Annotated in this window: 6 protein-coding genes and 2 pseudogenes; 4 read left to right on the forward strand and 4 right to left on the reverse strand. The window is 70.8% G+C overall.

What is annotated here, in order from left to right:
- Nucleotides 1–72 precede the first annotated feature (72 nt).
- Both JGS22_RS07795 and JGS22_RS07800 read right to left on the reverse strand, forming a co-directional pair.
- Nucleotides 73–1,167, reverse strand: coding sequence for an ABC transporter permease (locus JGS22_RS07795; RefSeq protein WP_236073076.1), 1,095 nt, complete (start codon nt 1,165–1,167; stop codon nt 73–75).
- A 306-nt stretch (nt 1,168–1,473) separates the two neighbouring features.
- Entirely contained in the window at nt 1,474–3,549 is a 2,076-nt protein-coding gene (locus JGS22_RS07800; protein ID WP_211042390.1) for a PhoX family protein, read from the reverse strand.
- 195 nt (nt 3,550–3,744) lie between these two features.
- Between JGS22_RS07800 and JGS22_RS26130 the strand changes: the two genes are divergently transcribed.
- A complete protein-coding gene (locus JGS22_RS26130) occupies nt 3,745–5,430 on the forward strand; it encodes a VWA domain-containing protein (protein ID WP_236073077.1) in 1,686 nt (561 codons plus the stop codon).
- A gap of 227 nt (nt 5,431–5,657) precedes the next feature.
- Complete coding sequence (gene metG / locus JGS22_RS07810) at nt 5,658–7,379, forward strand: methionine--tRNA ligase (RefSeq protein WP_211042389.1); 1,722 nt, start codon at nt 5,658–5,660, stop codon at nt 7,377–7,379.
- A 155-nt stretch (nt 7,380–7,534) separates the two neighbouring features.
- Here metG and JGS22_RS07815 read toward each other — a convergent pair whose 3' ends face one another.
- On the reverse strand, nt 7,535–8,005 hold the full coding sequence (locus tag JGS22_RS07815) for a hypothetical protein (RefSeq protein ID WP_211042388.1): 471 nt from the start codon (nt 8,003–8,005) through the stop codon (nt 7,535–7,537).
- A 193-nt stretch (nt 8,006–8,198) separates the two neighbouring features.
- Between JGS22_RS07815 and JGS22_RS07820 the strand changes: the two are divergent.
- Together JGS22_RS07820 and JGS22_RS27335 are read left to right on the forward strand one after the other, a co-directional pair.
- A pseudogene (locus tag JGS22_RS07820) lies at nt 8,199–9,098 on the forward strand (VanZ family protein); the annotation flags it as partial.
- A gap of 89 nt (nt 9,099–9,187) precedes the next feature.
- A pseudogene (locus JGS22_RS27335) lies at nt 9,188–9,428 on the forward strand (aspartate--tRNA ligase); the annotation flags it as partial.
- Nucleotides 9,429–9,516: 88 nt separating this feature from the next.
- Here JGS22_RS27335 and aspS read toward each other — a convergent pair.
- Nucleotides 9,517–11,286: an aspartate--tRNA ligase gene (gene aspS, locus JGS22_RS07825; RefSeq protein WP_211043666.1), complete on the reverse strand. Its 1,770-nt coding sequence runs from the start codon at nt 11,284–11,286 to the stop codon at nt 9,517–9,519.
- Nucleotides 11,287–11,498: the final 212 nt, after the last annotated feature.

The following is an 11,498-nucleotide window of genomic DNA, read 5'->3' on the forward strand; positions in this document are numbered from 1 at the left end:
CTTCTCCGCCACGCGCCTCACTCTCCGCCGTCCCGCCCCGGTCCCCGGCCGGCTCGGGCCCTGCCGCGCCGCTCAGCGCGCCCAGGACGGTTTCAGCGCGTCCTCCTTCGCCCGTCTGCGGTGCCGCAGCGTGAACAGCAGCGTCAGCACGACGCCCGCAGCCGCCCACGCACCCAGCACCAGCAGCGGCCCACCCAGCGCCGAGTTCTGGAAGTAGGCGATCGAGCGTGCGCTCCAGGTGGCGGCGCCGGTCGGCAGCAGCGGACCGATCTCCCGCCAGAACGTCGGCAGCAGCGGACCGCCGTACGCGCCGCCCGCGCTGGGATTGCCGAGGACGACGACGAGGAGGATCGCCAACCCGATTCCCACGGTGCCGGCCAGCGACTGGAGCGCCAGCGTCGCGGCGCCCACCGCGAAGACCGTCAGAACGCCGAGGCCGGCCATCGGCAGCACGCCGCCCGGCAGCGCGTCCAGCAGCGGCCCGGCGATCAGCGCCCCGCCGAGCCCGGCGAGCAGCGAGTAGACCGCCACCGCCGCCAGCCGCACCCCGGCCCTGCGGACGGTGCTGGGGCGCGCTCCGTAGCTCATCGCCAGTACGGCCGCGCTCAGATAACCGCCCACGCACCAGCCGATCGCCAGGTAGAACGCCGAGAGTCCGCGGCTGTCGCCGGTGCCCGCCGGCACCAGGTCCTCGGTGCGCAGCTGTCGGTCCTCCTCCCGCTGGACGCGGTCGAACACTTCCTCCAGCGCCTGCGCGGTGGAGGAACCGGCCGCGGTGGCGACCAGCAGGGTGTCAGTACGGCCGCCCGGGTCCACGACGTACACCCCGTCCACCTCCCGCTGCCGCAGCCGCCGCTCGGCGCTCTCCCGGTCGGAGGTGCCGCGCACGACGTCCAGCGGCCGGCCGTCCAGACCGTCCAGCCGGCGCTCCAGCTCCGGCCGCGACCGGTCGGGGGCGACGACGTCGATCGGGACGCGGTGCGGGTCGGGCCGGTGGAAGGCGCCGATGTAGGAGGCGACGAAGGCGAGTTGGAGGAGCAGCACGCCGAACATCAGCAACGCGGCTCTGGGGGTCACCGCCCCTCCCAGGAGTCCTCCGGAGCGACGCCCCGGCTCGCGGTGGCGTCCCGCCGTACGGGTCTCCTCGTCAGACCTGCGCGCTCCCATGCGGCCAGGCTTGCGGCCCCCGCGACGCGACGCACACCGACGTCCGCCGTACGGCTGACCCGCGCCTCGTGCGCCGCGCCCCGCGGCAACGGCGTACGACCGGGCCCTCCGTACGGCTGCACGCTCCGTACGGCTGCACGCTCCGTACGCCCGCGACGGCGTACCGGACCGCGACGCACGGCGGCCGGAGCCACGCGCCTCACGCGCCTGCCCCGGCCGCCTCACCGCACCACCGGCGCGGACCACCGCGCCGGACCGCCGCACCACCGGCGCGGACCACCGCGCGGGGCCACCGGATCACCCGGTTCAGACGCCGATGCGTCGTCCGTCCTTGCGCCAGACCGCCACGACCGACGGCCGGTTGATCTTTCCGGGCCCGTCCGGCCACTGGGAGCCGGGCTTCTCCGCGGACGCGTCGTCCAGCTCGCCCGGGTGCTGCACGGCGACCAGGACGCGGTCCTCCTGGACGATCGGCCCGCAGGTCTCCGCGCCCTTGGGCACGGTCAGGAACTGCTTGACCTCACCGCGGCGTTCACCGGCCGTGGCGACGCCGAGCAGCCCGTCGTGGTTGCCGAGCGCGTTGCCGTCGGTGGATATCCACAGGTTGCCGTACGGGTCGAAGGTGAGGTTGTCCGGGCAGGAGATCGGCGAGACCTTGTCCTTGGGGTAGCCCGCGAAGTACGTCGAATCGTCCTCGGGGTCGCCGCAGACCAGGAAGAGGCGCCAGACGAAGCCGTCGGAGGACGGGTCGTCCCAGTTCTCGGCGATCTCCAGAACGTGGCCGTGCTTGTTCTCGATGCGCGGGTTGGCCTCGTCGGGGCCCGCGCCGTCGTCCACACCGCGCGCGGTGTTGTTGGTGAGCGCGGCGTAGATCCGGCCGGTGCGGGGGCTCGGCTCGACGTCCTCGGGGCGGTCCATCTTGGTGGCGCCGACCTTGTCGCCGGCCAGCCGGGTGAAGAGGTAGACCTCCTCCGCCGTCATGCCGTCGACGAACGACTCGTCGCCGCTCGCCAGCGGAATCCACTCGCCCGTACCGTCGAACTCCCCGTCGCTGGGCAGCTTTCCGGAGCCGTCGATCTCCTTCTTCGGGCTGTCGCCGGTGAGTTTGGCGACGTAGAGCGTGCCGTCGTCCAGCAGCGTCATGTTGTGCGCGCGGTCGGCGCGTGACCTGCCCCTGCGCACCCGCTTGTCGGAGACGAACTTGTAGATGTAGTCGAAGCGCTCGTCGTCCCCGCTGTAGACGACCGGACGGCCGTCGGCGGTGAGCTGCGGCTCGGCGCCCTCGTGCTTGAAGCGGCCGAGGGCCGTGTGCTTGACGGGGGTCGAGTCCGGGTCGTACGGGTCGACCTCGACGACCCAGCCGAACCGGTTGGCCTCGTTGGGCTCCCGGGCCAGGTCGAAGCGGGTGTCGAACTCCTCCCAGCGGCGGGCGGTGGCCCCCTCCTCGAAGCCGTAGCGCTTGAGCCGCGCGGCGGCCTCGGCGTCGGTCACCTTGTCGAGGTTGCCGAAGTACTGGTTGAAGTTCTCCTCGCCGGAGAGCACCGTGCCCCAGGGGGTGGTGCCGCCCGCACAGTTGTTGAAGGTGCCGAGCACCTTGGTGCCGGTGCGGTCGGCCGAGGTGCGCAGCAGCTCGGAACCGGCAGCGGGGCCGGTCAGCCTGAACTCGGTCCGGCTGTGGAAACGACGGTTCAGCTTGTGCCGCGGAACTGCCTTCAGTTTTCCGGTCTTTCGCTCCTCCTGCACCACCACGACGCTCAGCCCGTGCGCCGCTTGGGCGATCTCGACCTGCTCCCTGGTCGGCTTCTCCGGGTCGTATCCCCGGAACATGATCTCTTCGTTGGTGTACTCGTGGTTCGCGAAGAGAACTTGGCGACCCTGCTCGCCCGGAAGAGGAAGCAGAGTGAGGAAGTCATTGTTGTAACCGAACTGGCCCGCCTGTGCCTTGGCGGACTGCTTGTCGGCGTCGAAGTCCGGCGCGCCGCGCAGAATGGGGTCGCCCCAACGGATGACCAAATTCTGGTCATAACCGGACGGTACGGTCACCGCATCCTTGGTGTTGGGCTCAACGGGTCGGAAACGCAGACCCTTTGCACCGTCGGGCCTGCCCGGACGACCGGCCTCGCCCGCCTTCTCCACCGGCACCGCGCCCGCCGTCGAGCAAGCGCTCAGCGCCGCACCACCGGCGACCGCGACCGTCGCCACCGCGCCGGCGCGCAGCATCGAGCGGCGCGACAGCGCCCCGGCGACAATGTCGCCGAAGTACGAGTTGTCACTCTTGTTGGGCACTTCCTTGAAACAAGCGTCACCACACCGGTAGTGACAGGTCATTGCAGAGCGTCCACCACTAGGGTGCTGACTAATCAGCGGAAGCAGCTTGCGCATGGGCCCCTCCAGATCCGTACGCCATCACATCCATACGGGGCGTGAAGTTATTGGTCAGGACCGTCCCGTGGACAACTCTTCGGTGAACGCAGCATGAAACCCGGGAAGCTGTGGCCGATGCGGTATCCGCCGTGATCGACCTCTACTCTTGCCGAACCGCCCAGCGCACGCATCTGATCGAAAGGCGCACTCCCCATGGGTATAAGGAGTCTCCTGCGGAACCTCTTCGGCCGCTCGGCGGAACCGAACCGGGAGCCGGAGTCCTCGCCGGCTGAGCAGGACGCAGTACCGCAGACTGCGAAGGACCAGAACGACACCGGGCCCACCGCCGACCGGCCCGCCGCGAGCGCGGCGGACGAGCGGAGCGGGAGCGCGGCCGAGCCGGCGACCGACCGTACGCCCGAGCCCGTGACCGCCACGACCGCCGCGGCGGACAGCCCGGCCCCGGACGCGGCGGACACGAAGGACGCCACGGACGCCACGGACGCCACGGGCCGCACGGAATCCGCCGACGCCTCGTCGGGTTCGGCGGAGAACCGGACCGAGGACGACGAGGACGACGAGGACGACAACCGCGTACCGTCCCCCCGTTTCGCGGCGGACGACGTCTCGCGGGAGCGCGGGTCCCGTACCGGCGCCGACGACGACCGTTCGCAGGACGGCAGTTCGCAGGACGGCGGCTCGGAAGGCGGCAGCTCCTCCGGCCGTACGACCTCGGCGGACTTCCTGGACTCCGTGGCCGGCGCCGGCCACGACGAGTCGCCCGACCCGGGCACCGTCGAGCCGACCCGCCCGGCTGCCGCGACCGCGGCAGCCGACACTTCGGCCGCCACCACCGCCCCCGACTCCGTCACGAGCGCCGTCGACATGCCGGAGCCGGCGGACGTGCAGGCCGAGAGCGTGCAGGCCGAGAGCGTGCAGGCCGAGGGCACGAAGTCCGAGGCCACGGAGCCGGCGGACACACAGACCGGGGCCACCGAGGCCGCGAAGCCGGAGGCCGCCGAACCGGAGGCCGCACCCACCGCCGAGGCGGACCCCGCCCCGGCGCCGGAGCCCGCGCGGGCCGAGGCCGCGGAGCCGCGCGCCGCGACCGTCCCGCACCAGGCGAGCGAGCCGACCGAGGCGACCACCCGGGCCACCACCGAGACGTCGGAGAACGCCGCCGCGGTCTCGCTGGAGAAGGTCACTGCCACGGCGCCCGGGCTGATCAGCCTGTACAAGGCCGCCGCCGTCTCGCTGGAGAAGCGCGGCATCGCCGGACAGCGGGCCGCCGTCTACCTCGTGCTCGACCGTTCCGGCTCGATGCGCAGGTACTACAAGGACGGTACGGTCCAGCACCTCGCCGAGCAGGTCCTCGGGCTCTCGGCGCACCTGGACGACGACGGCACGGTGCCGGTGGTCTTCTTCTCCACCGAGATCGACGGCAGCGACGAGATCGACCTGACGAACTACTCCGGCAGGGTCGAGGAACTCCACGCCTCCTACGGGCACATGGGCCGCACCAACTACCACCGTGCGGTCGAGGCGGTCATCGAGCACTACGAGCAGTCCGGCGCCACGGACCCGGCACTGGTCATCTTCCAGACGGACGGTGCCCCCACCAGCCGTGCCGCCGCCGAGAAGGCGCTGTGCGACGCGGCGAGCAAGCCGCTGTTCTGGCAGTTCATCGGCTTCGGCGACCCGAAGTCGGCCGGTCTGAACTTCCTGCGCAAGCTGGACTCCGGCCTGCCGGTGCCGGAGCGGCGCGCGGTGGACAACGCGGGCTTCTTCCACGCAGGTCTGGAGCCGCGCTCGCTCTCCGACGCGGAGCTCTACGACGCCCTGACCGAGGAGTTCCCGCAGTGGCTGGAAGCCGTTCGCGAGGCGCAGATCCACGCCTGATCCGCTGATCCGGCGGGCCCCCACGGGCGGCGTGCGCACCGATCTCCGGTGCGTGCGCCGCCCGTTGCCGTAAGCGCCGACGGAGGCGTACGGACCGCGGAAATCCTGCGCTCCCGGCGCCGCCCGCCGCGAAACCGCGGCGCGGTCGCGGGCACGGCTCGGATACCATAAATGCGGCCGTTCGGCCACAACTGATCACTGACGGTAACGACTTGGGAGCAGCCGCAATGGCTCGACACCTCATCACCAGCGCCCTTCCCTACATCAACGGGATCAAGCACCTGGGCAACATGGTGGGGTCCATGCTCCCGGCGGACGTCTACACCCGCTACCTGCGCCAGCGCGGCCACGAGGCGCTGTACATCTGCGCGACCGACGAGCACGGCACCCCCGCCGAGCTCGCCGCGAAGGAGGCCGGGCTGCCCGTCGCGGAGTTCTGCGCCCAGCAGCACGAAGCGCAGAAGGCGATCTACGACGGCTTCGGGCTCGCCTTCGACCACTTCGGCCGCAGCTCCTCCCCGCAGAACGCCGAGATCACCCAGCGCATCGCCCGCAGCCTGCACCGGAACGGCTTCATCGAGGAGCGCGCCATCCGGCAGGTGTACTCGGTGGCCGACGGCCGCTTCCTGCCGGACCGCTACATCGTCGGCACCTGCCCGCACTGCGGCTACGACAAGGCGCGCGGCGACCAGTGCGAGAACTGCACCCGCGTCCTGGACCCGACGGACCTGCTGGAGCCGCGCTCGGCCATCAGCGGCAGCAGCGAGCTGGAGGTCCGCGAGACCAAGCACCTCTTCCTGCGCCAGTCCGCGCTGGCCGGTGAGGTCGAGGCGTGGATCGACGAGGTCGGCGAGGAGTGGCCGACACTCGCCTCCTCCATCGCGCGCAAGTGGCTGACCGAGGGCCTCCAGGACCGTTCGATCACCCGTGACCTGGACTGGGGCGTGCCCGTACCGGCGGACACCTGGCCGGAGTTGGCCGCCGAGGGCAAGGTCTTCTACGTCTGGTTCGACGCCCCGATCGAGTACGTCGCGGCGACCAAGGAGTGGGCGGACTCCGCTCCCGACCAGAACCGCGACTGGGCCTCCTGGTGGTACGGGGACGCGGCGGCGGACGTGCGTTACACCGAGTTCATGGCCAAGGACAACGTCCCGTTCCACACGGTGATGTTCCCGGCGACGCTGCTCGGCACCCAGGAGCCGTGGAAGCGCGTCGACTACGTCAAGGCGTTCAACTGGCTGACGTACTACGGCGGGAAGTTCTCCACCTCCCAACGCCGCGGCATCTTCACCGACGCCGCGCTGGAGCTGCTGCCGGCCGACTACTGGCGCTACTTCCTGATGGCGCACGCGCCCGAGTCGGACGACACCAGCTTCACCTGGGAGCTGTTCTCGGCCACCGTCAACAAGGACCTCGCCGACACCCTCGGCAACTTCGTCAACCGCGTGCTCTCCTTCTCCCGCAAGCGCTTCGGCGACGAGGTGCCGGCCGGCGCCGAACCGGGCGAGGCCGAACGGCAGTTGGGCACCGAGATCTCCCGGCTGCTGGCGGAGTACGAGGAGCACATGGAGGCGCTCCAGTTCCGCAAGGCCGCGCACGCGCTGCGTTCGCTGTGGAGCGCGGGCAACTCCTACCTGGAGGAGAAGGCCCCCTGGCTGGAGATCAAGACCGACCAGGACACCGCCGCGCTGACCCTGCGCACCGCAATGAACCTCATCCACCTCTACTCGGTGATCTCCGAGCCGTACATCCCGACCGCCGCCCGGGCGATGCGCACCGCCTTCGCCCTCCCGGCAGACGACGCGACCTGGGTGGGCGCCGAGCAGGCCGCCGCGCTGGACGCGGTCCCCGCCGGTACGCCGTTCACGGTGCCGCCGGTGCTCTTCGCCAAGTTGACCGAGGACGACCTGGCCGGCTACCGCGAGCGGTTCGGCGGCGGCGAGGAGTGAGCCCCGCGGGCCCGGCAGCGGGCCCGCGCATCCGCAACTGCCTGCCGTGAGGGCGGTGTCCGGCCGACCGGACACCGCCCTCACGCCGTCACCCCCGCTCTGCACAGCCAGCTCAGTCGCCTCGCTCGGCTCAGTCGATCCGCTGCCCGGCCCGCTCAGTCGGCCAGCTTGCCCCTGAAGGTCCCGCTCGCGAAGTCCAGCTGGATCGTGTACTTCGTTCCCGGGATCACATCGGTCGCCAGCACCCGCCACTTGTTCAGGGTGTCGGCCTTCTTCAGGCCCTTCCAGGGAACGCAGAAGTCGTTGCCGCTGGTCGGCTTGAAACAGATCCGCGAGCGCAGGGTCGAGGCGTTGCCCCAGGTGGTGATCCTGAGGTTGATGTCGCCGCACTTTCTCGGATTGGCGGTCCAGTACGGCCCGAAGGTGTGCGCGGCCTCGTCCGAGCCCATGGCGAACGTGACGTCCGTGGCACTGCCGTAGCAGGTCGCCGCCGCCCCGCCGCTCGCCCGGTCCGGTCCGGGCGCCGCCGTCGCGACCCCCGTACCGGCCGTCACGCCGACGCCGACGGACAGGGCCAGTCCGCTCGCCACCGCCGCGCTCCGCAGCCGCCTGCTGATCCCGTTCATGGTTCCCCCAAGTCGTGGTGCCCGTCGCGGGGCCGGCCTTCGGCGGCCCGCCCTGCCCGTACCGTCGCGCACCGCGGCGCCGCGGGGAACCTCGGAACTCTCAGGCAACCAGGCGCCGTCGAGCCCGACGGAAAACGACTATGCACTCAATGTATACATGCCGTGTATAGTCCTCTGCGTGGTCCAGTCATACATGCTCCCGGTCCAAACCGCCGCGACGGTCTTCCCACTGCTCGCTGTGCTGCTCTTTCTGCCGAGCGCCGTGGTGCTGTACCGCAGACACGGGGTGCTCTCGCGCTGGCGGGCGCTCTCGCTCTGCGCCTTCGGGTACTACCTGCTGACCGCGGTCTGCCTGACGCTCATCCCGCTGCCCCGCCTCACTCCCGACTTCTGCCGGCGCTTCGCGGCCAAGGCCGATCCCGAGTGGACACCGGGCCACACCTTCACCGACATCTGGCGGGAGGCCGGCAGCGACATCACCGTGAAGACGCTCGTCCTCCAGAACCCCGCCGTCGCCGGGGCGCTCTTCAACCTGCTGCTGCTCCTGCCGCTCGGTCTCTTCCTGCGCTACCACTTCCGGCGGAACCTCGCGACGACCGTGGCGCTCGGATTCGGGCTCTCGCTCCTCTTCGAGGCCACCCAGGGCACCGCCCTGTGGGGCGCCTACCCCTGCCCCTACCGGCTCTTCGACGTCGACGACCTGCTGACCAACACCGCCGGCGCCGCCCTCGGCTGGTTCCTGGCGGGCCCGCTGCTGCGGCGTCTGCCGAGCATCGCGTCGCTCGACGCGAAGGCACTGGCCCGCCGACCGGTCCCCCTCGGACGCCGACTGACCGCGCTGACCGTGGACATGATCGGCGTCGGCGCGGTGACACTGGTCGGCCTCGCAGTCGGGCTGCACCAACGCGGCCTCACCCCGGCGGTGGTGCTGGGCACACCGCTGCTCGTCTGCGTCTGCTGGTTCGGCCTCGCCCCGTGGGCGACCGGTACGACCCCCGGAAAGCGCCTGCTGCGACTGGAGTTGGTCGACGGCGCCGGCCAACGGCCCGCGCTGTGGCAACTGTTGCTGCGCTCGCTGCCGCACGGCGTGCTGCTCACTCCGATGCTGGCGTTCGGCGCACTGGTCGGTGTCGACGTACTGGTCGGCCGTTCCCTCGTCGGCTCGCTGCGGGAGGTGCGCGCCGACGGCGTACTGGCGCTCCTCGTGCGCGTACTGCTGACGGACCCGTCCGTGGTGCTGCTGATCCTGGCGCCTGCGGCGCTGATGCTGCTCGCGGACGAGCCGAACATTCGCGAGACCATCGCCTTCCCGCTCAACGGCAACGCGCAGGACCTCCTGATGGGCGCGCCCTCCGAGGTCGACGACGCCCGTCTGCGCGAGCTGCACCTCTCGCTGCGCAAGCCGCCGCCGGCGAACAAGTAGCGGCCGGGGCCCGCCGCGTTCGGCGGCCCTCGCTCCACCGGCCCGGGCCGGTGGAGCGAGGGCCGCCGAACGCGGCGGGCCCCGGCCGCTACTTGTTCGCCGGCGGCGGCTTGCGCAGCGAGAGGTGCAGCTCGCGCAGACGGGCGTCGTCGACCTCGGAGGGCGCGCCCATCAGGAGGTCCTGCGCGTTGCCGTTGAGCGGGAAGGCGATGGTCTCGCGAATGTTCGGCTCGTCCGCGAGCAGCATCACGATCCGGTCGATGCCGGGGGCGATGCCGCCGTGCGGCGGGGCGCCGAACTTGAAGGCGCGCAGCATGCCGCCGAACTCCTCCTCCACCGCGTCCTTGTCGTACCCGGCGATCTCGAACGCCTTGTACATGACCTCCGGTTCGTGGTTCCGGATCGCGCCGGAGGAGAGCTCCACACCGTTGCAGACGATGTCGTACTGCCAGGCCAGGATGTCCAGCGGGTCCTTGCCCTCCAGCGCCTCCAGGCCGCCCTGCGGCATCGAGAAGGGGTTGTGCGAGAACTCGATCTTCCCGGTGTCCTCGTCCTTCTCGTACATCGGGAAGTCGACGATCCAGCAGAAGCGGAAGACGTTCTCCTCGAAGTGACCGGTGCGGCGCGCGGCTTCGACCCGCACCGCGCTCATGATCTTGGAGACCTCGTCGAACTCGCCGGCGCCGAAGAAGATCGCCGCACCGGGCTCGGCGCCCAGCGCGCCGAGCAGGGCGGTGGTGTTCTCCTCGGTGAGGAACTTGGCGATCGGGCCGGTCAGCGTCCGGTCCTCGCCGACCCGCACCCAGGCCAGGCCCTTGGCGCCCTGCTCGACCGCGAAATCGCCCATGCGGTCGAAGAACTTCCGCGTCTGGTCCGCGGTGTCCGGCACCAGCAGCGCACGTACGTGCTTACCGGCGAACGCCTTGAAGTCCGAGCCGGCGAACACGTCGGTGACGTCGGTGAGTTCGAGCTGCGCCCGCAGATCGGGCTTGTCCGAGCCGTACTTGAGCATCGCCTCGCGGAACGGGATCCGCGGGAACGGCGAAGTGGCCTCCCGGCCGCCGCCGAACTCCTCGAAGATCTCGCTCATCAGCTTCTCGACGACCTGGAAGACGTCCTCCTGCTCGACGAAGCTCATCTCGACGTCGAGCTGGTAGAACTCGCCCGGCGAACGGTCCGCGCGGGCGTCCTCGTCGCGGAAGCAGGGCGCGATCTGGAAGTACCGGTCGAATCCGGCGATCATCAGCAGCTGCTTGAACTGCTGCGGCGCCTGCGGAAGCGCGTAGAAGCGGCCGGCGTGCAGCCGGGAGGGGACCAGGAAGTCGCGCGCGCCCTCGGGGGACGTCGCGGACAGGATCGGGGTCGCCATCTCGTTGAAGCCGAGGGCGGTCATCTTGTGCCGGATCGCGGAGATGACCGCGGTGCGCAGCAGGAGGTTGCGGTGCATCCGCTCGCGGCGGAGGTCGAGGAAGCGGTACTCCAGGCGCTTCTCCTCGTTGACCCCGTCCTCGGTGTTGATGGTGAACGGGATCTGCTCGGCGACGCCGAGGACCTCGACGTCGGAGACCTCGATCTCGATCTCACCGGTCGGCAGCTCGGGGTTGACGTTGTCCGCGCCGCGGGCGACCACCCGGCCGTCGATCCGTACGACGCTCTCCTTGCTCAGCGAGCCGAGCGCCTCGTTGGCCTGGGTGCCGGGACGGGCGACGAGCTGGACCAGACCGTAGTGGTCGCGCAGGTCGATGAAGAGGATGCCGCCCAGATCGCGCCGATTGTGCAGCCAGCCGCTCAGCCGGACGTCGGTGTCGATGTCCTGCGATCGAAGCTCGCCGCAGTGGTGGGACCGGTACCGGTGCATCATTCATCCAAGTCGTCAGGTCAGTGTCGTCGGTGGAGACGCGCCTCCCGCCCTGGCCGGCGGCCGGTGCCGTCCGTTGCCGCGATACCGGCGCGATCCGCCCCTCAGACTACCGCCCTGGCCGTTGCTGCCGGGCGGGAGCGGCGGGTATTCCATACAGTGGCCCCATGCGCAGCGAGGACGTCCTGGCCGCCACCGGAACCGGCATCTGG

This window comes from Streptomyces tardus (assembly GCF_018101125.2).
Lineage (GTDB): Bacteria > Actinomycetota > Actinomycetes > Streptomycetales > Streptomycetaceae > Streptomyces > Streptomyces tardus.

What these genes read in the sequence shown, in the direction of transcription:
- metG (WP_211042389.1), top strand. Translation starts at nt 5,658, where the DNA reads ATGGCTCGACACCTCATCACCAGCGCCCTTCCCTACATCAACGGGATC.
- JGS22_RS26130 (WP_236073077.1), top strand. Translation starts at nt 3,745, where the DNA reads ATGGGTATAAGGAGTCTCCTGCGGAACCTCTTCGGCCGCTCGGCGGAA.
- JGS22_RS07815 (WP_211042388.1), bottom strand. Translation starts at nt 8,005, where the DNA reads ATGAACGGGATCAGCAGGCGGCTGCGGAGCGCGGCGGTGGCGAGCGGA.
- JGS22_RS07795 (WP_236073076.1), bottom strand. Translation starts at nt 1,167, where the DNA reads ATGGGAGCGCGCAGGTCTGACGAGGAGACCCGTACGGCGGGACGCCAC.
- aspS (WP_211043666.1), bottom strand. Translation starts at nt 11,286, where the DNA reads ATGCACCGGTACCGGTCCCACCACTGCGGCGAGCTTCGATCGCAGGAC.
- JGS22_RS07800 (WP_211042390.1), bottom strand. Translation starts at nt 3,549, where the DNA reads ATGCGCAAGCTGCTTCCGCTGATTAGTCAGCACCCTAGTGGTGGACGC.